Raw genomic sequence first — 20,418 nt, forward strand, 5'->3', positions numbered from 1 at the left:
GGCGCCGTGGCCGGGCTTGCACCGGCCAGGGGCGCCGTCCCCCTCCCATAGGAGAGGGGGAAGACGCCGCAGGCGTCTCAAGGGGTGCGTCATGGAATCCCCAGCGCCACCGTGCCATTCCACAGCACGGGCGCCCCCGGCGCGTTGTCGCCGGCGCGGGTCAGGCGCGCCTCGACGGGGTTGGCGCGCGCATTGGCGCGGGCGTCGGCCAGCCATTGCGCCAGCGCGTCGGCGGGCGCCTGCTTCAGCACCACGTTGGCGCGGTCGCCCACCACGCTCAGCTGGGCGTTGGCGCCCAGCCGCTGCTTGACGGTGGCTTCGAGCGCGCGCAGCGCCTCGTCGCGGCCCAGCTTGGGCAGCGCCTTCAGCGATTCAGCCTCGTCGCGCAGCTGCTGCAGGCGCTGCGACTGGGCGGCCAGTTCGGTGCGCTGCGCCTCGGCCTGGCGCAGCGTGCCCAGCGCGGGCGCCAGCGCCACCAGCCACAGCAGGGCCAGCGCGACCACCGCGGCGGCCAGCGCCACCAGGCGGCGTTCGCGCGCGTCCAGCCGGGCCCAGGCGGCGCGCGCGCGGGCCAGGGCGCTGGTGGGCGCTGCGGTGGTGGGGCGACGCGCCAAGGTGCTCATGGCGCGGCCACCTGCCGCAGCACGGTACTGTCGCCTTCGGCCGACAGGGCGTAGCCTTGCGGGCGCAGGCGCTGGTTGGCGTCGGTCAGCGCGGCGGCGGCTACCGTGACGCCTTTCAGCCGCAGCTCGCCCGATGCAAATTCGATAGCTGTCGGCGCAGTACTGACGGACGCTGACTGCGCAAAAGCCTGCAACATCGGCTCCAGGTCGCGCGGCGAGGCGGCGCCGGTGGCCTGGCGCAGCTGGGCGACTTCGCGCGCCATCTGCGCCGGCGCGTCCACCACCACCTTGACAGCGGGGAAGGTCTGCGTCAGCAGCGCCTGGTTGGCGGCGCGGCGCGCGGCCAGATCGTCCTGCGTGCGCCAGGCCAGCACGTTCAAGCCGATCAGGTTGGCCAGCACGAGCAGCGCCAGCCCCCAGCGGGCGGGTCGCCACAGCGGGGCGTGCAGAAAGTCGCGCCACAGCGCACCGGCGCGCTTGGCGGCGCGCGCGCGCCCGGTGCGGGCAAACTGGAACTGCGCCAGATCCCACCCGCCGCGGCTGGCGCGCAGCAGGCGCTGCGGGGGCGATTCGATGGCGACCGGCTGCTGCAGCGTCTGTTCGGCCAGCGCCGCCACGGCCGGTTCGGCGCGCAGCTCGGGCAGCGGCGCGTCGTCGGGGCGGGGCGGCAGCAGCGCCAGCGTGCCGACGTCGAGCGGCAGCGCCTGCGCGCCGCCCGGCACCTCGGCGCCGCTCATCAGCAGCAGGGCGCGCTCCGGCGTGCCGGTGACCTGCCATTGCAGCGGCCCGTCCTGCGGCGGCAGCTCGGGCACGATGCGGCTGACCGGCCGGCCGGCGGCTTCCAGCGCGGCCATGTGGTCGGCCAGCCAGGCGCGGTCGCACACGGCCACCCAGGCGCGGGCGCCGGCCTGGGCGCCGGGCGCCAGGGCGAAGTGCAGGCCTTCGACATCGTCCAGCACCTGCTCTTCCAGCAGGCTTTCCAGCACGGTGCGCAGGCGCGGCGAGGCGGGGCCAACGCCGCGCGGCAGCGTCACCTGCTGCCACGACAGCTGGCTGGCCGGCGCCACGGCCACCACTTCGACCCCGCGCCCGGCCGGCGGCAGCAGCGCCGGCGCCGCGCTGCCATGCGCCGCCACGCCCTGGCCGTCGTCCGAGGTGGCAAAGTCATAACCGGCCGGCGCACCCGGCGGCAGGGCGATCAGAAGGAGGCTCATGGGGTTCGGCGCATTGTAGGCGTCGCATCCAGCGGGGCAGCGCCCTCGCTACGAGCCCACGGCCGGCGTGCGAATCGCGGTGCGCTCGCGCCACAGCGTGGTCACGCCGCGCGTGAACGGGTTGCGCTGCACCACCGACACTTCTTCCACCGCCAGCTGGTCCAGCCGCAGCCGGCCGCGCACCTCGAAGAAGCGGCTGCCGACGGCGGTCCAGCTGGCGTCGGCCTCGCCGGGGGCGACCTGGGCGATGGCGCTGGCGGCGTTGCGCAGGTAGGCGCGGTCGCGCTCGCCCACCAGGCGCTGCGCGGCCGCCAGGTCGAGCCCCGGCACCGCCGCGTAGATGACCTGCGCGCTGGCGGTGTTGACGTTGACCAGCGTCGGCGCCTGCCCCTGCAAGGGCAGCACGGTGACGTAAGGCCGCAGCGCCGCCAGCGTGGCGGGCGACACGCCCACCCACACCAGCTGGTCGAAGCGGCGCGGCAGCAGCGGCGCGTCGCCGCCCTCGCTGGCGGTCATGGCGGCCTGGGCGCGCGCTAGGTTGCGCTGCAGCGCGCCCAGCTCGGCCGACGGCAGGCCCAGCAGTTCAAACAGGCGCTGAAACCGCAGCAGCGCCTTCATGCGCGCGTCGGGGTCGGTCAGCGTCAGGTTTAGGGCGTTCAGGCGCGACTGCAGGTCGACGATCTGTCCCGACAGGAAGGCGTCGCGCTCGATGTCGCCAGCGCTGGCCTCGCCCGCCGCCAGAAAGGTGGACAACCGCGCTTCGGCCAGCGGCACCGCCCACGGCTCGCCCAGGTGGTCGACCGCGCCCGATTCGCGCAGGTCGCCCGCCAGGATCAGCCGGCTCCAGTCCAGCGCGCCCGACAGCAGCCAGGCCGACTGCCCGCGCGTGCGCTCGGCGGCCTCTACCTCGACGCCGCGCCACTGGCGCCACAGCGCCCCGGCCGCCAGCGTGGCGACCAGCACCACGGTGAGCATGGCCGCCAGCAGCGCCGCGCCGGTCTGGCGGCGCGCGGTCTGGCGGGCGCGTAAGGGCGGGTGGCGCGGCATCACGAACCCCCCCACGAAGTCGGGCCGCACCCAGTCGATCACCAGCGGCCCGGCCAGCGGCTGGCCGGGCGCCAGGGTGAGGAACAGACGGACGCCGTCCGGCAGCACGCGCGTGTCGGCGCCCGACTGCGCGCCGCTGGACAGCGGGTTGGTCCAGGCGTTCTTGCGGAAGTAGTGCAGCTGCCAGTCCAGCGCGGCGGCCACCGTCACCGCCTGCGCCCCGCCCGGCAGCGCGCCGGTGGCGGCGTCGCCGCCCTGGCCCCACGCCGCGGCGGCGTCCCAGGCGTTGGCCCACGCCGCCTGCGACAGCACCGGCGCCGATTGCCAGCGCTGCCACTGCCCGCCGGTGCTGCGGCGCGTCCACGCCACCACGCGCAGCCCCGCCGCCGCATCGCCCGCGGCGGTGCGCGTGATGCGCAGCGTGTGCCCGTCCCACGCCAGGCTGCGCTGCATCGCGGGCGGCGGCTGCGCGGTCGGCGAATCGGCGGCAGCGGCCGGCCAGGTCATCATCGCGTCCAGATCGGTGCGCCACTGCGCCAGCCCCGCCTGCGTCGCCAGCACCTCGTCCGTGTACCGCCGCGTCGCGTCCTGCGCCCGCAACATCCCGTCGATCCCCCGCCAGCTCAGCACCGCGATCACCGCCATGATCGTCAGCGCGACCAGCACTTCGATCAAGGTAAAGCCGCGCGATTTTTTCAAGCTAAATATCGGGCCAGCGCTTGACTGATCAGCGCGGGCAGCTATCAAAACCGTAGTTTCCTGAGCCACCGCCCCGCCCCGCGGCCGCGCAGCAGGCCACCCCAAATGGCCGCGGAGCAGGCCACGCCAGAACGCCGTCGCCGGACCTGCGCCGGCGACTGGCGTTGTCCCCCCGGGGGGGATGGCGCCGAAGGCGACTCAGGGGGAGCCTCAATTTCTTCCCACAATCGTAGAAAGCTGCAACACCGGCACGCCCCCCTCGCTGACCGCCGCCTCCACGCGCCGGAAGTTGGGGTTGGGCGTGGGCCGCACGATCTGCGCCACCTGAAACTGCCGCCCCGCCTGCGGGCATTCGACCACGCTGTCGCCCACGCCCGGCAACTGGCGCGCCAGCCGCAATTCGGTCAGCCGGTTCTCGGCGCAAATCTGCGCCAGCAGCACCGTGGCCTGCCGCCCCGCGTTGTCCGTCAGCGCCGCCGTGGCCTTCAACCCCGCCGTCAGCGCAATGGCCGTGATGGCCAGCGCCACCAGCACCTCGACCAGCGTGAAGCCACGTGCTCCATTCACACCAAATGCCCCGCCAGCGCTTGTCTGAACAGCGCGTTTAGCTATAAAAAAAGAAGTCTCCGCCAGCGCCACCCCCCACCGCGGCCGCGCAGCAGGCCGCGCCCAATGGCCGCGGAGCAAGCCACGCCAGAACGCCGTCGCCGGACCTGCGCCGGCGACTGGCGTTGTCCCCCTGGGGGGGATGGCGCCGCAGGCGACTCAGGGGGGGATGTCATCTGACTTCAAAAGGCCGCAGCCCATCGCTCACGACCCGCAGCGTGGCCGCGCCGTCGCCCGCCGCGCCCAGCAGCACCACCGCCTGCGCGTCGATGATGGGGTCCGGCCCCAGCCGTAGCGCGGCGTTGCCCACGGTGCGCGTGCGGGTGTCCAGCCAGTGCGTGGGCAGCGGCGGGCCGCCGGGCGGCAGGCCGTCCCATGCAAAGCCGGTGGCGGTGGCGCGCCAGGTGATCGGCACGCCGGCCGCCCGCGACTGCGCCCGCGCCGATTCCAGCAGCGCCGCCAGCCGGTCGGCCTCGCGCGCCAGGGCGCTGGCCCCGCTGTCGCGCAGCGCCAGGCTGGCCACGGCGGTGCCGATGGCGATGACGGCAATGACCACCATCAACTCCAGCAAGGTGAAGCCGCGCCGGTTTTTCAAGCAAAAATGGCCTGGAGCGCTGGAGGGATAAGCGCGAGCAGCTATCAAAAAAGAAGTATCTTTCGCCACCAACCCACACCCCCTTTCCCAATCAGCGCGGCCGCGCAGCAGGCCGCCCCCAATGGCCGCGGAGCAGGCCCCGCGGGAACGCCGTGGCCGGGGTCCCCCCCGGCCACCAGCGTTGTCCCCCTGGGGGGAAGGCGCCGCTAGGCGACTCAGGGGGGGAGTCACTGCCAGGAGCCGACGTCCGCGTTCTTGCCCTCGCCGCCGCTGGCGCCGTCGGCGCCGAAGCTCATCACGTCCACCTCGCCCTTGACGCCCGGGTTCAGGTACTGGTAGGGCCGGCCCCAGGGGTCGTTGGGCAGCTTTTCGAGGTAGGGCTTCCAGTTGGTGGGCACGGGCGGGGCGGTGGGGCGCTGCACCAGCGCCTGCAGGCCCTGTTCGGCGCTCGGAAAGCGCTGGTTGTCCAGCTTGTAGAGCTTGAGCGCCTGCATGATGTTGTTGACGTCGGTGCGGGCGGCGGTGGCGCGGGCGTCGTCGGTGCGGTCCAGCACGTTGGGCACGATCAGCGCCGCCAGCACGCCGATGATGACCAGCACCACCATCAGCTCGATCAGGGTAAAGCCGGCGGCGCGGCGCAGGCGGGCGGCGAGGGGGCGCAATGCGTTCATGGGATACAGCCTGGAAGCGATGTCGCATCAATGATAATCGTCCGCCATGACTTGCACCGCGCCGCGCCGCGCGCCCCTTCGGCCATGCGAAGCCCGCTGCCGCCCCGCCTGACGGCCGGGCTGCTGACGCTGGCGCTGTGGGCGCTGGTGGCCGGCAGCGCGCTGTGGTGGTGGCTGCGCGTGGGCCAGCTGTCGGCGCCGTTGCGTGCGCCGGTGGTGGGCGCCGGGCCGGCCGTGGCCGCCGTGGACAGCGCCCAGGTGGCGCGCGCGCTGGGCGCCACCGCGTCGGCACCGGCCGCGGCGGCGCCGGCCCCCGACCTGGCCGGCCGGCTGGCGCTGCGCGGCATCGTCACCTACCAGGGCCGCGGGGCGGCGCTGATCGCCGTCGATGGCAAGCCGGCCCGCCCGCTGCGCGTGGGCGCTGCGCTGGAAGGCGTGGACGGCGGCTGGCGGCTGCGCGCGCTGTCGCCGCACGCCGCGGTGCTGGCGGCCGACGGACGCGAATTGCGGCTGGAGATGCCAGCGCTGGCCGCGCGGTCCAGCGCGGGCGACGCCGTGGCCCCGCCGCGGCCCGCCGCGCCGCTTCAGCCGGTGCCTGGCATGGCGCCCCAGGTGCCGCCCACGCCGCCGCTGCCGGTGGCGCCGCCTGCCGCCGTCACGCCACAGCCCGCGCAGCCCGGCATGCCGGCGGTTACCCCGCAGCCCCAGGCCTTTGTGCCGCCGCCGAGTGCGGCGCGGAATGATTGAGATGGAGTGGGGGCCGGGCGTTACGGTGTCACGGTGTGACCGGGTAACGGCCGCGGCCTGCGGCGTTTTGTAGGTTATAAGCCGCGCGCCTGAACCATCCCCTTCCATCGTCATTCCCGCGCAGGCGGGAATCCAGAGGCGCTTCGCTCCGATGGGGCGGCTGGCGGTGGAGGCATGGATTCCCGCCTGCGCGGGAATGACGGGTTGGCGGGCCGCTGAGAGCGGCTACATGGATTGCCGCCGACGCGGGAATGACGGGTTGTTTTGGCCGTCAGCGCTCTCAGGATAAGCGCGTGCAGCTATCAAAACGATAGTTTCACGCCTCGCGCCGCTCAGCGCTGCAGAAACAGCCGGTACGCCGGGTTGTCGGTTTCCTCGGCCCAGGGGTAGCCCAGCTCCTGCAGAAAGCGCTGGAAGGCCGCGTCGTCGCAGGCCGGCACCTGCAGGCCGACGAGGATGTGGCCGTAGTCGGCGCCTTCGTGGCGGTAGTTGAACAGGCTGATGTTCCAGCTGGGCCGCATCAGGCTCAGGAACTTCATCAGCGCGCCCGGCCGCTCAGGAAAGACGAAGCGCAGCAGGCGCTCGTCCAGCGCCAGCGGCGAATGGCCGCCCACCATGTAGCGCACGTGTTCCTTGGCCAGGTCGTTGTGCGTCAGGTCGACGGTGGCGAAGCCGGCCTTCTGGAACGCGGCGGCGATGCGCGGCGATTCGCCCTTGCCGGCGGTGGTCAGGCCCACAAACACGTGCGCCTGCGCAGCGTCGCTGATCCGGTAGTTGAACTCGGTCACGTTGCGCTGGCCGCCCGGCAGGCTGCCGATGACTTCCAGAAAACGGCGGAAGCTGCCGCGCTCTTCGGGGATGGTGACGGCGAACAGGGCCTCGCGCTCCTCGCCCACCTCGGCGCGTTCGGCCACGAAGCGCAGGCGGTCAAAGTTCATGTTGGCGCCCGACAGCACGGCCACGTAGCTTTCGCCCTTGGTCTTGTGCGTGGCGACGTACTGCTTGACGGCGGCCACCGCCATCGCGCCGGAGGGCTCGACGATGCTGCGCGTGTCGATGAACACGTCCTTGATGGCGGCGCAGACGGCGTCGGTGTCGACGGTGACGAATTCGTCCACCACCTCGGTGGCGACGCGGAAGGTTTCTTCGCCCACCTGCTTGACGGCGGTGCCGTCGGCGAACAGGCCGACGTCGGTCAGCGTCACGCGCTGGCCCTGCGCGACCGACTGCGCCATGGCGGACGAGTCGGCCATCTGCACGCCGATGACCTTCACGTCGGGCCGCACCGCCTTGATGTAGGCGCCCACGCCGCTGATCAGGCCGCCGCCGCCGATGGCCAGGAACACCGCCGCCAGCGGCCCCTGGTGCTGGCGCAGGATCTCCATGCCGATGGTGCCCTGGCCGGCGATGACCAGCGGGTCGTCGAACGGGTGGATGAAGGTCAGCCCCTGCTCGGCCTGCAGCTGGACGGCGTGGCCGTAGGCGTCGGAATAGCTGTCGCCGGCCAGCACTACTTCGCCGCCCAGCGCCTTGACGGCGTCGACCTTGACCTGCGGCGTGGTGGTGGGCATGACGATCACCGCGCGGCTGCTGAGCTTGTGCGCGGCCAGCGCCACGCCCTGCGCGTGGTTGCCGGCGCTGGCGCAGATCACGCCGGCCTTCAGCTGCTCGGGCGACAGGTGCGCCATCTTGTTGTAGGCGCCACGCAGTTTGAAGCTGAACACGGGCTGCTGGTCTTCGCGCTTGAGGTAGATGCGGTTGTGCAGCCGCCGGCTCAGGGTGCGGGCCGATTCGAGGTCGGACTCGATGGCCACGTCGTACACGCGGGCCGTGAGCACCTGCTTGAGGTAGTCGGTGGCGCTGAGCGGGGTCGGGGCCGTGGCGGCCGGGGCGCGAGAGGTGGGCATGGCAAGCGGGTGAAGGGAAGGCAGCCCGAAATCATACGTCCGCGCCGCCGGGCTGCCGGCTGCCATGCGGCGGTGCAAAAAAAAAAGCCCCGGCGCGAGGCGCCAGGGCTTGAATCCACCTTTTTGAAGGGGTGGAGGAGACAACCGGTGCGAGTGAATCTCACTCGCCTGAGGGGCAGTGTATATGAAAAGCACGCCCGTTCGCAATATTTTGCTGCGATGCAACACCGGACGGCCCTTCCAGTCGCCCGAAACGTGCGAAATGTCTCAGCCGCGGGCGTGCGGCGTGGCCGAATCCGCTACGCTTGCGCCCAGTTCATCGGCCAAGGAAGGAGTACGGATCATGGAATGCACGGTAAGTTGGACGGGCGCGGCGGGCACGCGCTCGGGCATGGGCTTCGTGGCCGAGACCGGGTCGGGCCACGTGATCGCCATGGATGGCGCACCGGACGCCGCGCGGCCCGAAAACGGCGGCCAGAACCTGGCGCCGCGCCCCATGGAAACCGTGCTGGCCGGCACCGGCGGCTGCACCGCCTATGACGTGGTGCTGATCCTCAAGCGCGGGCGGCACGACGTGCGCGGCTGCTCCGTCAAACTGACCAGCGAGCGCGCCGCCGAAGACCCCAAGGTGTTCACGCGCATCCACATGCATTTCACCGTGACCGGCAAGGGCGTGCCCGCCAGCGCCGTCGAGCGCGCGATTGCGATGAGCCACGACAAGTACTGCTCGGCCTCGATCATGCTGGCCAAGACGGCGGAGATCACGACGTCGTTCGAGCTGGTGGCGTTGGATTGAGGTGCGGCGGATACTATTAAAAGAATAGCTTATTGCGCTGACTGGGAAAGCGCTAGAGCCCGTTTTTACATGTGAAATTCGCGCCGCTGCGCGTGCGCACGCCCCGGTCTGCCGGCCGCGGAGCAGGCCAGGCGAGAACGCCGCAGCCGGGGTCCCTGCGGCTGCCAGCGTTGTCCCCGTGGGGGAAGGCGCGCCAGCGCCACACAGGGGTCAGATCCGATGCGCCACCGTCGTCATCACGCGGGCGGCCACGCGCATCAGCCCGCGCACCGGCGCCGGCAGCGGGGCGGCGCCGGCATGCAGCGCTTCGTCGGCGTGGCGCGCTTCGTCTTCCTTCATCTGCGCCACGATGGCGCGCGAGGGCGCATCGCCCGCGGGCAGGCGATCCATGTGGCTGGCCAGGTGGGCCTCGACCTGGCGCTCGGTCTCCACCACAAAGCCCAGGCTGAAGCGCTCGCCGCCCACGCGCCCGGCCAGCAGGCCGATGCCGAAGGCGCCGGCGTACCACAGCGGGTTGAGCAGCGACACGCGGTCGCCCACCTGGTCCAGGCGCTCGCGCGTCCACGCCAGGTGGTCGGTTTCGTCGCGCGCGGCGGCTTCCAGGCTCTGCCGCACGGCGGGGTCGGACGTGGCCAGCGCCTGCGCGGTGTACAGCGCCTGCGCGCAGACCTCGCCCACGTGGTTGACGCGCATCAGCGCGCCCGACAGGCGTTGTTCGGTCTCGGAGAGCCTGGCGCCCGGCGGCGCCTTGGCGGCCGGGTTGGGGCGCGACGCCTGGTGGGGCGCGAACAGTGTGCGCAGCGTGCTGTCGGCTGCGGCGAGCAGTCGGTCGGAGGGCGATAGCATGGCCGCATGGTACGCCACGGCGCGTTCAGGCCAACCCTGCTCGAAGGCCCCCCCACGTGGGCAGCCGACGATGTTTTGGCGCAACAAACCCGCGCTGTGGCCCCGTTCGTGTCAGGTCTGCATCCTAGAATTGGTGCGCCTTCGAAGCCCGATCTGACGTCGGTGGCGTCGTCGGCAGGCGCTACCTCGACGCCCGACCTGTATCCGCAAAAGCAAACTTGGAGAACCTGCATGAAAAAATCGCTCTTCGCTCTGGCCGTTCTGGCCCTCTCTGGTGCCGCCATGGCCCAGTCCTCCGTCACGCTGTATGGCGTGGCCGACGCCGGTATCGGCAAGATCAAGCTGGGCTCCGGCGGCGCGTCCCCGGCCAACGACGCCTCCAACAAGACCGAATTCATCAGCAGCAGCACGATGAACAACGGCACCACCCGCGTGGGCGTGCGCGGCGTGGAAGACCTGGGCGGCGGCCTCAAGGCCGGCTTCCAGTTTGAAACCGGCCTTGACCTGGACAACGGCAACGCCACCAACTCGGCCTTCTGGGCTCGCCAGGCCAACATGTGGCTCGGCGGCAACTGGGGTACCGTCAAGCTGGGTCGCCAGTTCACGCCCAGCTACCTGGCCACGGCCAGCTACGAATTGACCGGTACGGCCAATTACTCGCTGCTGTCCAACACCTACAACTACGTCGGCATCGGGTCGCGTGCCAACAGCGCCTTCGCCTATGTCACGCCCAGCTTCGGCGGCCTGACGGGCGTGCTGGCCTATGTCACCAAGAACGACCTGGGCGCGGCCAAGGCGGCCTACGACGTGGCCCTGATGTACGGCAACGGCCCGATCGCTGCCGCCCTGTCGGTCAACAAGGTCATCAACAGCAAGACCAACTACCAGCTGGGTGGCAAGTACGACTTCGGCAATTTTGTCGTCGCAGCGTCCTACACCCAGGCGTCCAACCAGGCCCAGGCGGTGCGCCGCGGGTTCGGCTTGGGCGGGACGGCCAAGTTCGGCGCGGTCTCGCTCACGATGGACTTCACCCGCGACACCAAGAACGAGTGGACGGGCAAGAAGTACACCAACGGCCTGCTCGAAGCCAAGTACGCGCTGTCCAAGCGCACCTTCGCCTATGGCGCCTTCATGCGCCTGGACGGCACCAACAACTACGGCATCGGCGTTCGCCACAACTTCTGATGACGGCGTGATCAGGTGGCGCGCCCCGCGCGCGGCCGCCTGACGAAGTGCGCAGACGATCCCCTGGAGGTAGGGGACAGTCTGCGCCTTCGGTCCCCCGGACAGAATCGATCCCCGCCGTTGCTCCCACCGCCGTCATGGCGCTTTCGAAGGGCACGGGCGGCAGACCGGCCAGTGGGCCGCCGGCGGCCGGTCAGCGTCTTCATCGTCCATGCCGCGGCATTCAGTCGCGTGGCTGGCGCGCTGGGCATGACGCAATACTTTGGTGTTCTTTTTTTGCGAGGTGTCGGCGCGTGCGCTGCCGGCAGCGTGTGGCCCGTTTTGCACTGGTCACGCGGCAGGCTGCAGAGTGCTTTTGACCTCAAGCCAGGGGTAGCTCGCTCCGACCAGCCCTGCGAAGATACATCGACCGACGTTTGACATGCCTTGCAACATGTGTCTCCTATTCCCCACTATGAAGGCCCGTCTGTTGTCGCGTTGCAACAGAACGCCGCCCAGTCGTTGGTTGGGTCACTGAATTCTTTGCAAGTTGCTGGCGCGTCTGGTGCAATAGCAACAACTTCCCGCTAGGGGAGGTTGGCCCGGGGACCCGGCGGGAATCGCAGACGGACCCTTCGCACCGGCGCCCTATGTTTAACCTTGGAGAACTTGCAATGAAAAAATCTCTGATCGCCCTGGCCGTGCTGGGTGCCTCGAGCTTCGCGATGGCCCAGTCTTCTGTGACCCTGTACGGCGTGGCTGACGCTGGTATCGGCAAGATCAAGACGGGCGCACCCGCTGGCAACGACGCCAGCAACAGCACCCAATTCCTGAGCGGCAGCCTGATGAACAACGGCAACAGCCGTCTGGGCGTGCGTGGCGTGGAAGACCTGGGTGGCGGCCTGAAGGCTGGCTTCAACTTCGAAACCGGTCTGGATCTGGACCAGGGTGACGCGCTGGGTTCCGGCGGTGGTTTCTGGGGCCGTGCCGCCAACCTGTGGCTGGGTGGCAACTGGGGTACCTTCAAGATGGGCCGTAGCCTGAACCCGACGTTCTATGGCATCGCTGCTTGGGAACTGACCGGCGCCGCCAACTACTCCGTGGTCGGCAACACCTACAACTTCGCTGGCGGCGGCCCGCGTAACAACAGCCAGTTCAGCTACAAGACCCCCGACATGGGCGGCCTGAGCGCTGAAGTGGGCTACGTCCTGAAGGCCGACAACGCTGGCCGCGCCAAGTGGGACCTGAACGTGCTGTACGCCAACGGCCCGATCGGCCTGGGCTTCGCTGCCAACAAGACCAAGGACATCAAGACCAACTACGTGCTGGGTGGCAAGTACAACTTCAGCAACTTCGTGCTGGCTGCTTCCTACACCAACGCCTACAACGCCGCCAACGCTCAGCGTCGTGGCTTCAGCCTGGGTGGCACCGCCAACTTCGGCGCCATGGCCCTGACGCTGGACCTGACCCGCGACACCAAGAACGACTGGACCGGCAAGAAGTACACGAACGGCCTGGTGGAAGCCAAGTACGCTCTGTCGAAGCGCACGTTCGTCTACGGCGCCTACCTGCGCCTGGACGGCAACAACAACTACGGCATCGGTGTCCGTCACAACTTCTGATCGTGACGTTGCCTGAACGGCAACCAGCGATTCAGCTTAAAAAGCCGCCTTCGGGCGGCTTTTTTCATTTCCTGGCCATTAACTGGCAAGGCGGGGACTCCGCGTAACACCTATGTTCCTGCCCCTATCCCTCTGCTAGCATCGCGCCTTCGCTACATTTTTTGACGCATGGGTGCCTTCATTCTTCGCCGGTTGATCCAGGCCATCATCGTGATGGTGTCGGTCGCCTTCATCGCCTTCCTGCTGTTCCAGTACGTGGGTGATCCGGTGGTGTTCCTGCTGGGGCAGGACGCGACGCCCGAGCAGATTCGCCAGTTGCGGTCCGACCTGGGACTTGACCAACCCTTCTTCGTGCAGTTCTGGCACTTCCTGGTCAACGCCGCGCAAGGCGAGTTTGGCCTGAGCCTGCGGCAGGGCGCCAAGGTGTCGCGCCTGCTGGGCGAGCGCTTTCCGGCCACGTTTGAGCTGGCCATGGTCGCCGCGCTGCTGGCGCTGTTGATCGGCGTGCCCATGGGCGTGTACGCGGCGCTCAAGCGCGGCACCTTCATGAGCCAGCTGTTCATGACCGTGTCGCTGCTGGGTGTGTCGCTGCCCACCTTCCTGATCGGCATTCTGCTGATCCTGGTGTTTTCGGTCTGGCTGGGCTGGCTGCCCAGCTTCGGGCGCGGCGAGACGGTGCAGTTCGGCTGGTGGAGTTCGGGCCTGTTCACGCTGGACGGCTGGCTGCACATCATCCTGCCGGCCATCACGCTGGCGATCTTCCAGCTGACGCTCATCATGCGGCTGGTGCGCGCCGAAATGCTTGAAGTGCTGCGCACCGACTACATCAAGTTCGCCCGCGCCCGTGGCCTCACCGACCGCGCGATCCACTTTGGCCACGCGCTCAAGAACACGCTGGTGCCGGTGATGACGATCACCGGCTTGCAATTGGGCGGCCTGATCGCCTTCGCCATCATCACCGAGACGGTGTTCCAGTGGCCCGGCATGGGCCTGCTGTTCATCCAGGCCGTGACCTTTGCCGACGTGCCGGTGATGGCGGCCTACCTGTGCCTGATTGCGCTGATCTTTGTTGCCATCAACCTGATCGTCGACATGCTGTATGTCGTCGTGGATCCGCGCCTGCGCGTGGCCAAGGCCGGCGGCCACTGAACCGCAGCGTCAAACCCGAGCTTTTTTGAGGAGATAACCGATGTCCATTCCATCCCAAGCGATCCGCGTTGCCGTATTGACCTCGCTGTTCGCGCTGAGTGCTGCGGCGTCGGCCCAGACCCTGCGCGTGGCCAACCAGGGCGACGCACTGTCGCTCGATCCGCATTCGCTGAACGAATCGCTGCAGCTCAGCGTCGACAGCAACGCCTACGAGGCGCTGGTCGGCTGGAACAAGAAGCTCGAAATGGTGCCCATGCTGGCCACCGGCTGGAAGCAGATGTCGCCCACCGTGTGGCGCTTTGACCTGCGCAAGGGCGTCACCTTCTACGACGGCACGCCCTTTACCGCCGACGACGTGGTGTTCACCATGGGCCGCATCGCGGGCGAAGGCTCCGACATGAAGAGCTACAGCAACGATGTGAAGGAAACGCGCAAGGTCGACAGCCACACGGTCGAGATCGAAACCAAGACGCCGCTGCCGATCCTGCCGCAGATCCTGTCGCAGGTGTACATCATGAGCAAGAAATGGTGCGAGGACAACAACGCCACGCGCCCGGTTGACCGCCGCAAGGGCATCGAGAACACCGCCTCGTTCAAAACCAACGGCACCGGCCCGTACCACGTGCGCGAGCGCCAGCCCAACGTGCGCACCGTGTTCGTGCGCAACCCGCGCTACTGGGGCAAGGTCGAAGGCAACGTGCAGGAAGTCATCTTCACGCCCATCGCCAACCCGGCTACGCGCGTGGCGGCGCTGCTGTCGGGCGAAATCGACGTGATGGAGCCGGTGCCGGTGCAGGACATTGCCCGCATCAACGCCAACGCCAGCACGCAGGTGGTGGCCGGGCCTGAGCTGCGCACCATCTTCCTGGGCATGGACCAGAAGCGCGACGAGCTGCTGTTCTCCAGCGTCAAGGGCAAGAACCCCTTCAAGGACAAACGGGTGCGCCAGGCGTTCTATCAGGCGATTGACATTGCGGGCATCCAGAAGACGGTGATGCGCGGCGCTTCGCGGCCCACGGCGCTGATGATCGGCCCCGGCAACAACGGCTGGACCGAAGCGCAGGATAAGCGCCTGCCCTACGACCCGGAAGCCGCCAAGAAGCTGATGGCCGAAGCCGGCTACCCCAACGGCTTCGAAGTCACCATGAACTGCCCGAACGACCGCTATGTGAACGACGCGCAGATCTGCCAGGCCGTGGCCGCCAACCTGGCGCGCATCGGTGTCAAGATCAACCTGCAGGCCGAGACCAAGGGCACCTATTTCCCCAAGATCCTGCGCCGCGACACCAGCTTCTACATGCTAGGCTGGACGCCGTCCACCTACGACGCGCACAACGCGCTGAACGCACTGATGCGCTGCCCCAACGACAAGACCGGCGATGGCCAGTTCAACCTGGGCAGCTACTGCAACCCCAAGCTGGACGAGCTGACCGTGAAGCTGGGCGCCGAAACCGACAAGGCCAAGCGCGACGCCATGATCAAGGAAGCCTTTGCGCTGCACACCGAGGACATCGGCCACCTGCCGCTGCACCAGCAGACGCTGGCCTGGGGCGTCAACAAGAAGGTGAGCCTGGTGCAACTGGCCGACAACTTCATGCCGTTCAAGTGGATTTCGGTGAAGACAAAATAACCCCCCTGAGCCGCCTTCGGCGCCATCGCCCAGGGGGCAACGCCAGTGGCCGGGCCAAGCCCGCTCCACGGCGTTCCCGCATGGCCTGCCCCGCGGCCGTTAGATAGTAAAAGGTGGCTGCAGCGCTTGTCCATCCTGCGCAGAAAGCTATCAATTTATGAGCATTGACGCATGAGCAGTCTGGTTTCCCGCTGGTGGGACAGTGACGTCGGCTACAGCTTTCGCAGTTCGCCGACGGCCATCGTCGCTGCCGCCATCGCCTTCATCTGCATCTTTTGCGCGGTGTTTGCCAACTGGGTGGCGCCGCACAACCCGCTGGATCTGACCACGCTGGAGCTGAGTGACGCGCGGCTGCCGCCTGCCTGGTCCGAGCACGGCAGCCGCAAGTACCTGCTGGGCACCGACGACCAGGGCCGCGACATCCTGTCGGCGCTGATGTACGGCGCGCGCATCTCGCTGGTGGTGGGCCTGGTGTCGGTGCTGATCTCGGTCGTGGTGGGCGTGCTGCTGGGTCTGGTGGCGGGCTTCAAGGGTGGCTGGGTCGACGCGTTTTTGATGCGCCTGTGCGACGTCATGCTGTCCTTTCCCGCCATCCTGGTGGCGCTGCTGATTGCCGGGGTCGGGCGCGCGCTGTTTCCCAATGCCGACGAATCGCTGGCCTTCGGCGTGCTGATCGTCGCCATTTCGCTCACCGGCTGGGTGCAGTACGCGCGCACGGTGCGCGGCAGCACCATGGTCGAGCGCGGCAAGGAATACGTGCAGGCCGCCCGTGTGACGGGCGTGCCGCCCTGGCGCATCATGCTCAAGCACGTGCTGCCCAACGTCATGGGGCCGGTGCTGGTGCTGGCCACCATCCACGTGGCCACCGCCATCATCACCGAGGCCACGCTGTCCTTCCTGGGCGTGGGCGTGCCGCCCACGTCGCCCTCGCTCGGCACGTTGATTCGCGTCGGCAACGACTACCTGTTCTCGGGCGAGTGGTGGATCACCATCTTCCCCGGCGTGATGCTGGTGCTGATTGCGCTGAGCGTGAACCTGCTGGGCGACTGGCTGCGCGATGCACTGAATCCGAGGTTGAGGTGAAGCCGTCGATTGAACAGCCGGACGCGAAGGACGCGAAGCTTGCGCGAAGAACGCGAAAAAAATCCGTTTGATTCTTTTGCGCCTTTCGCGAAGTCTTCGCGTCCTTCGCGTATGTTTTTAGATGTTCTAGGCCTCCAGCGCTTGTCTACAAAGCGCAAGCAGCTATTAAATTTATAGTAACCGTCAAGTCATGTCGCTTCTGCAAGTCAAAGACCTGGTGGTCGAGTTTCCCAACCGGCGCGGCACGCTGCGCGCGCTGGACCAAATTTCGTTCGAGATCGCACCGGGCGAAATTCTGGGCGTGGTGGGCGAATCGGGCGCGGGCAAGTCGCTCACCGGCGCGTCCATCATCGGCCTGCTGGAGCCGCCCGGCCGCGTGGCGGGCGGGCAGATCCTGCTGGAGGGCGAGCGCATCGACAACCTGCCGCACGAGCAGATGCGCCATGTGCGCGGGCGCAAGATCGGCGCCATCTTCCAGGACCCGCTGACCTCGCTCAACCCGCTCTACAGCGTGGGCCGGCAACTGGTCGAAACCATCCAGACGCACCTGCCGCTCAGCGCCGCCGAAGCGCGCCAGCGCGCCATCGACCTGCTGAAGGACACCGGCATTCCGGCCGCCGAACAGCGCATCGACCACTACCCGCACCAGTTCTCAGGCGGCATGCGCCAGCGCGTGGTGATCGCCCTGGCGCTGGCAGCCGAGCCCAAGCTGATCGTGGCCGACGAGCCGACCACCGCGCTCGACGTGTCGATCCAGGCGCAGATCATCCAGCTGCTGAAAAAGGTGTGCCGCGAGCGCGGCGCCGCCGTGATGCTGATCACGCACGACATGGGCGTGATCGCCGAGACCTGCGACCGCGTGGCCGTCATGTATGCCGGCCGCATCGCAGAGATCGGCCCGGTGCACGAGGTCATCAACCACCCCGCGCACCCGTACACCGCCGGCCTGATGGCCGCGATTCCCGACATGGCCGTGGACCGCGAGCAGCTCTATCAGATCGACGGCACCATGCCGCGGCTGAACGCCATCCCCTCGGGCTGCGCGTTTCACCCGCGCTGCGAGCGCGGCTACGAAGCGCGTTGCCGCGCCGAGCGGCCCGAGCTGATGGCCGCCGGCGCAACGCAGGCAGCCTGCTGGTTCCCGGTCGGGCAGAAGGAGGTGGCGGCATGACGGTGCGCACGAACGGTTTTCGCCCCTTCCCCCTCTGGGGTAAAGGGGGGGATGGGGGCCGCATTGATCGAAAGTGGCGCCGCCGGCCCCCACCCCAGCCCTCCCCCAGCGGAGGTGGGGGCGAGTCAGCCCCTTGTTCGCGCCGAAGGTCTGGCCAAGACCTTCGACGTTTCGCCACCCTTGCTCAACCGCGTGCTTGAAGGCAAGTCGCGCCAGCTGCTGCACGCGGTGGACGACGCCACCTTCACCATCGCCAAGGGCGAGACGCTGGCGCTGGTGGGCGAATCGGGCTGCGGCAAGAGCACCGCGGCGCGGCTGCTGGTGGGCCTGTACGAGCCGACGCGCGGCAGCTTCTTCTTCGACGGGCAGGACGCGCACGCCGCCTTCAAGGCCGGCGGCGCGGGTGCGCGCAAGCTGCGCGAGCGCATCCAGATGATCTTTCAGGACCCGTACGCCAGCCTCAACCCGCGCTGGAAGGTGGGCGACATCATTGCCGAGCCGATGCGCGAGCACGGCACGGTGCAGGGCAAGCCCGCGCAGGAGCAGCGCGTGGGCGAGCTGCTGCAGTCGGTCGGCCTGTCGCCCGCCGACATGGTGAAGTATCCGCACCAGTTCTCGGGCGGGCAGCGCCAGCGCATCTCCATCGCGCGCGCGCTGGCCACGCAGCCTGAGTTTCTGGTGTGCGACGAGCCCACCAGCGCGCTCGACGTGTCGGTGCAGGCGCAGGTGCTCAACATCATGAAGAACCTGCAGCGCGAGCGCGGGCTCACCTACCTGTTCATCAGCCACAACCTGGCCGTGGTGCGCCACGTCAGCGACCAGGTGGGCGTGATGTACCTGGGCCGCATCGTCGAGCTGGCGCCCAAGCAGATGCTGTTCAGCGCGCCGCGCCATCCGTACACGCGCATGCTGCTGGACGCGATCCCGAAGATGCACGACACCGGCCGTGCGCGCACGCCCGTGCAGGGCGAAGTGCCCAACCCGCTCAACCCGCCGCCTGGCTGCACCTTTCATCCGCGCTGCCCGCACGCCAACGAGCGCTGCCGCACCGAACGGCCGGCCATGCTGGGCGTGCAGGGCATCCAGGTGGCGTGCCATGCGGTGGAAGAAGGGCGCATCTGAGCCGGCTGGCGGTCAGAATGCTATTGTTTATATAGCTGCATGCGCACACGGGGCCAGCGCAGCCGACCTGTTTCATCATGAGTGATCGACATTTCCTGTTCCTGGTCGCCTCGGTGCGCGAGCCCGGCCACGTCGGCAACACCGAATGGCTGGCGCGCCAGGCCGCTGCCGCCTTGCCCGCGGGCGCCACGCAGCGGTGGCTGCATCTGGCACCCATGACGCTGCCGCCCTTCGTTGACCGGCGCCACACCACCGGCACCTACGCGCCGCCCGAGGGCGACCTGAAAACCCTGCTCGACGCCACGCTGGCCTGTACCGACCTGGTGCTGGTTTCGCCGGTGTACTGGTACAGCATTCCGTCGGGGCTGAAGACCTACCTCGACCACTGGAGCGGCTGGATGCGCACGCCCGGCGTGCCCTTCAAGGACAGCATGGCGCAAAAGCGCCTGCACCTCATCACCACCAGCGGCGACCGCGCCAAGGCGCAGCCGATGATCGATTCGGTGCGCCTGTGCGCCGAGTTCCTGTCGATGCCCTGGGCCGGCGCGCTGTGGGGCAAGGGCGGCCCGCCCCATGCCGTGCAGGCCGACGCCGAGGCCGTGGCGGCGGCGCAGGGATTTTTTGCGCGCCCGATAGCGGCCGCGAAGTAGCCGTTTTTTTGGCGATACTGTCCGCCCTGTCACACATCAGAAACGCCCCGTTCATGAAACGCTTCGCCGCCCTCTCGATCCTGTGCGCGCTTCCGCTGGCCGCCGCCGCGCAGGGGCAGGTCAACATCATCTGCTCGGTGCAGGCCGAGTGGTGCAACATGATGTCCACCGTCTACACCAAGACCACCGGCACCAAGGTCAACATGGTGGCCAAGGGCTCGGGCGAGGCGCTGGCGCAACTCAATGCCGAGCGCGCCAACCCCAAGACCGACATCTGGTTCGGCGGCACGGGTGACCCGCACCTGCAGGCGGCTGAGCAAGGCCTGACGCTGGAATACAAGTCGACGCAACTCGCACAGCTGCACCCCTGGGCGCAGAAGCAGGCGGCCGATTCCAAGTACCGCACCGTGGGCGTGTACCTGGGCCCGCTGGGTTTCGGCTTCAACACCGAACTGCTGGCCAAGAAAAAGGTGGCGGCGCCCAAGTCGTGGGCCGACCTGCTCAAACCTGAATACAAGGGCGAGATCCAGATGGCCAACCCGGCCTCCAGCGGCACGGCGTACACCGTGATCGCCACGCTGGTGCAGATGATGGGTGAGGACAAGGCGTTCGACTACCTCAAGGCGTTGCACAAGAACGTGAGCACCTACACGCGATCCGGCACCGCGCCCATCAAGGCGGCGGCGCGTGGCGAGACCATGGTGTCGATCAGCTTCGTGCACGATGTGACCACCGAGGCCATCAACGGTTTTCCGGTCGGCCAGGCCACGCCCAGCGAAGGCACGGGGGCGGAAATCGGCTCCATGAGCATCGTCAAGAGCGGCCCCAACACCGACAACGCCAGGAAGTTCTACGAATGGGCCCTGACCCCCGGAGGCCAGCAGTTCGGCATTGCGGCCAAGCAGTTCCAGCTGCCCAGCAACACCAAGGTGCCGAAGGATCCGCGCATGAGCGACCCGGCCAAGATCAAGCTCATCGACTACGACTACGCCAAGTATGGCGCCAGCGCCGAACGCCGGCGCCTGATCGCCAAGTGGGAAAAAGAAGTCCAGGGTCAGGGCAAGTAAACGCCTGAA

At 68.5% G+C, this 20,418-nt stretch carries 19 protein-coding genes; 11 read left to right on the forward strand and 8 right to left on the reverse strand.

Annotated elements, in window-relative coordinates; translation table 11 throughout:
• Positions 1 to 89: 89 nt before the first annotated feature.
• From gspM to gspG, 6 genes are all read right to left on the reverse strand, one after another.
• Positions 90 to 623, reverse strand: coding sequence for a type II secretion system protein GspM (gene gspM / locus R0D99_RS04365; RefSeq protein ID WP_317750162.1), 534 nt, complete (start codon positions 621 to 623; stop codon positions 90 to 92).
• Entirely contained in the window at positions 620 to 1,837 is a 1,218-nt protein-coding gene (gene gspL / locus R0D99_RS04370) for a type II secretion system protein GspL (RefSeq protein ID WP_317750163.1), read from the reverse strand. The genes gspM and gspL overlap by 4 nt, the downstream gene beginning before the upstream one ends.
• A 48-nt stretch (positions 1,838 to 1,885) precedes the next feature.
• Positions 1,886 to 3,583 (reverse strand): type II secretion system minor pseudopilin GspK, encoded by a 1,698-nt coding sequence (gene gspK / locus R0D99_RS04375; RefSeq protein ID WP_317750164.1) that lies wholly within the window; start codon positions 3,581 to 3,583, stop codon positions 1,886 to 1,888.
• A gap of 210 nt (positions 3,584 to 3,793) precedes the next feature.
• A complete protein-coding gene (gspI, locus tag R0D99_RS04380; RefSeq protein ID WP_416365967.1) occupies positions 3,794 to 4,150 on the reverse strand; it encodes a type II secretion system minor pseudopilin GspI in 357 nt (118 codons plus the stop codon).
• A gap of 211 nt (positions 4,151 to 4,361) precedes the next feature.
• On the reverse strand, positions 4,362 to 4,784 hold the full coding sequence (locus R0D99_RS04390; protein WP_317750165.1) for a pilus assembly FimT family protein: 423 nt from the start codon (positions 4,782 to 4,784) through the stop codon (positions 4,362 to 4,364).
• 227 nt (positions 4,785 to 5,011) lie between these two features.
• Positions 5,012 to 5,455 carry a type II secretion system major pseudopilin GspG gene (gene gspG / locus R0D99_RS04395; protein ID WP_317750166.1) on the reverse strand — a complete coding sequence of 148 codons (444 nt, stop codon included), beginning with the start codon at positions 5,453 to 5,455 and terminating at the stop codon, positions 5,012 to 5,014.
• Positions 5,456 to 5,539: 84 nt separating this feature from the next.
• On the opposite strand from gspG, the gene R0D99_RS04400 reads away from it, so the two are divergent.
• A complete protein-coding gene (locus tag R0D99_RS04400; RefSeq protein WP_317750167.1) occupies positions 5,540 to 6,202 on the forward strand; it encodes a hypothetical protein in 663 nt (220 codons plus the stop codon).
• 332 nt (positions 6,203 to 6,534) lie between these two features.
• On the opposite strand, the gene ilvA is transcribed toward R0D99_RS04400, so the two are convergent.
• Positions 6,535 to 8,109 (reverse strand): threonine ammonia-lyase, biosynthetic, encoded by a 1,575-nt coding sequence (ilvA, locus tag R0D99_RS04405; protein WP_317750168.1) that lies wholly within the window; start codon positions 8,107 to 8,109, stop codon positions 6,535 to 6,537.
• A 343-nt stretch (positions 8,110 to 8,452) separates the two neighbouring features.
• Between ilvA and R0D99_RS04410 the strand changes: the two genes are divergently transcribed.
• Positions 8,453 to 8,905 (forward strand): OsmC family protein, encoded by a 453-nt coding sequence (locus R0D99_RS04410; protein WP_317751000.1) that lies wholly within the window; start codon positions 8,453 to 8,455, stop codon positions 8,903 to 8,905.
• Positions 8,906 to 9,115: 210 nt separating this feature from the next.
• Here R0D99_RS04410 and coq7 read toward each other — a convergent pair whose 3' ends face one another.
• Positions 9,116 to 9,751 carry a 2-polyprenyl-3-methyl-6-methoxy-1,4-benzoquinone monooxygenase gene (gene coq7, locus R0D99_RS04415; RefSeq protein ID WP_317750169.1) on the reverse strand — a complete coding sequence of 212 codons (636 nt, stop codon included), beginning with the start codon at positions 9,749 to 9,751 and terminating at the stop codon, positions 9,116 to 9,118.
• 231 nt (positions 9,752 to 9,982) lie between these two features.
• On the opposite strand from coq7, the gene R0D99_RS04420 reads away from it, so the two are divergent.
• From R0D99_RS04420 to R0D99_RS04460, 9 genes are all read left to right on the forward strand, one after another.
• The gene (locus R0D99_RS04420) at positions 9,983 to 10,936 is read left to right on the forward strand and encodes a porin (RefSeq protein WP_317750171.1); all 954 of its coding nucleotides are present in this window, start codon (positions 9,983 to 9,985) and stop codon (positions 10,934 to 10,936) included.
• Positions 10,937 to 11,589: 653 nt separating this feature from the next.
• Positions 11,590 to 12,537: a porin gene (locus R0D99_RS04425; protein ID WP_317750172.1), complete on the forward strand. Its 948-nt coding sequence runs from the start codon at positions 11,590 to 11,592 to the stop codon at positions 12,535 to 12,537.
• A gap of 168 nt (positions 12,538 to 12,705) precedes the next feature.
• Complete coding sequence (locus R0D99_RS04430; RefSeq protein WP_317750173.1) at positions 12,706 to 13,686, forward strand: ABC transporter permease; 981 nt, start codon at positions 12,706 to 12,708, stop codon at positions 13,684 to 13,686.
• Between the two features lie 40 nt (positions 13,687 to 13,726).
• A complete protein-coding gene (locus R0D99_RS04435; protein ID WP_317750174.1) occupies positions 13,727 to 15,316 on the forward strand; it encodes an ABC transporter substrate-binding protein in 1,590 nt (529 codons plus the stop codon).
• 171 nt (positions 15,317 to 15,487) lie between these two features.
• Positions 15,488 to 16,399 carry an ABC transporter permease gene (locus tag R0D99_RS04440; protein ID WP_317750175.1) on the forward strand — a complete coding sequence of 304 codons (912 nt, stop codon included), beginning with the start codon at positions 15,488 to 15,490 and terminating at the stop codon, positions 16,397 to 16,399.
• 190 nt (positions 16,400 to 16,589) lie between these two features.
• Positions 16,590 to 17,570, forward strand: a complete 981-nt coding sequence (locus R0D99_RS04445; RefSeq protein WP_317750176.1) for an ABC transporter ATP-binding protein — start codon at positions 16,590 to 16,592, stop codon at positions 17,568 to 17,570.
• Positions 17,571 to 17,750: 180 nt separating this feature from the next.
• Positions 17,751 to 18,692, forward strand: a complete 942-nt coding sequence (locus tag R0D99_RS04450; RefSeq protein WP_416365968.1) for an ABC transporter ATP-binding protein — start codon at positions 17,751 to 17,753, stop codon at positions 18,690 to 18,692.
• 77 nt (positions 18,693 to 18,769) lie between these two features.
• Entirely contained in the window at positions 18,770 to 19,342 is a 573-nt protein-coding gene (locus tag R0D99_RS04455; protein WP_317750178.1) for an NAD(P)H-dependent oxidoreductase, read from the forward strand.
• Positions 19,343 to 19,395: 53 nt separating this feature from the next.
• Positions 19,396 to 20,409: an ABC transporter substrate-binding protein gene (locus R0D99_RS04460; protein ID WP_317750179.1), complete on the forward strand. Its 1,014-nt coding sequence runs from the start codon at positions 19,396 to 19,398 to the stop codon at positions 20,407 to 20,409.
• The last annotated feature ends 9 nt before the right edge of the window (positions 20,410 to 20,418 follow it).

Source organism: Ottowia sp. SB7-C50 (assembly GCF_033110285.1).
GTDB lineage: Bacteria > Pseudomonadota > Gammaproteobacteria > Burkholderiales > Burkholderiaceae_C > Ottowia.

Bases quoted from the DNA above. Each gene is read 5' to 3' on its own strand.
- gspM (WP_317750162.1), bottom strand. From the start codon at position 623: ATGAGCACCTTGGCGCGTCGCCCCACCACCGCAGCGCCCACCAGCGCC.
- gspL (WP_317750163.1), bottom strand. From the start codon at position 1,837: ATGAGCCTCCTTCTGATCGCCCTGCCGCCGGGTGCGCCGGCCGGTTAT.
- gspG (WP_317750166.1), bottom strand. From the start codon at position 5,455: ATGAACGCATTGCGCCCCCTCGCCGCCCGCCTGCGCCGCGCCGCCGGC.
- R0D99_RS04400 (WP_317750167.1), top strand. From the start codon at position 5,540: ATGCGAAGCCCGCTGCCGCCCCGCCTGACGGCCGGGCTGCTGACGCTG.
- ilvA (WP_317750168.1), bottom strand. From the start codon at position 8,109: ATGCCCACCTCTCGCGCCCCGGCCGCCACGGCCCCGACCCCGCTCAGC.
- R0D99_RS04410 (WP_317751000.1), top strand. From the start codon at position 8,453: ATGGAATGCACGGTAAGTTGGACGGGCGCGGCGGGCACGCGCTCGGGC.
- coq7 (WP_317750169.1), bottom strand. From the start codon at position 9,751: ATGCTATCGCCCTCCGACCGACTGCTCGCCGCAGCCGACAGCACGCTG.
- R0D99_RS04420 (WP_317750171.1), top strand. From the start codon at position 9,983: ATGAAAAAATCGCTCTTCGCTCTGGCCGTTCTGGCCCTCTCTGGTGCC.
- R0D99_RS04425 (WP_317750172.1), top strand. From the start codon at position 11,590: ATGAAAAAATCTCTGATCGCCCTGGCCGTGCTGGGTGCCTCGAGCTTC.
- R0D99_RS04430 (WP_317750173.1), top strand. From the start codon at position 12,706: ATGGGTGCCTTCATTCTTCGCCGGTTGATCCAGGCCATCATCGTGATG.
- R0D99_RS04435 (WP_317750174.1), top strand. From the start codon at position 13,727: ATGTCCATTCCATCCCAAGCGATCCGCGTTGCCGTATTGACCTCGCTG.
- R0D99_RS04440 (WP_317750175.1), top strand. From the start codon at position 15,488: ATGAGCAGTCTGGTTTCCCGCTGGTGGGACAGTGACGTCGGCTACAGC.
- R0D99_RS04445 (WP_317750176.1), top strand. From the start codon at position 16,590: ATGTCGCTTCTGCAAGTCAAAGACCTGGTGGTCGAGTTTCCCAACCGG.
- R0D99_RS04455 (WP_317750178.1), top strand. From the start codon at position 18,770: ATGAGTGATCGACATTTCCTGTTCCTGGTCGCCTCGGTGCGCGAGCCC.
- R0D99_RS04460 (WP_317750179.1), top strand. From the start codon at position 19,396: ATGAAACGCTTCGCCGCCCTCTCGATCCTGTGCGCGCTTCCGCTGGCC.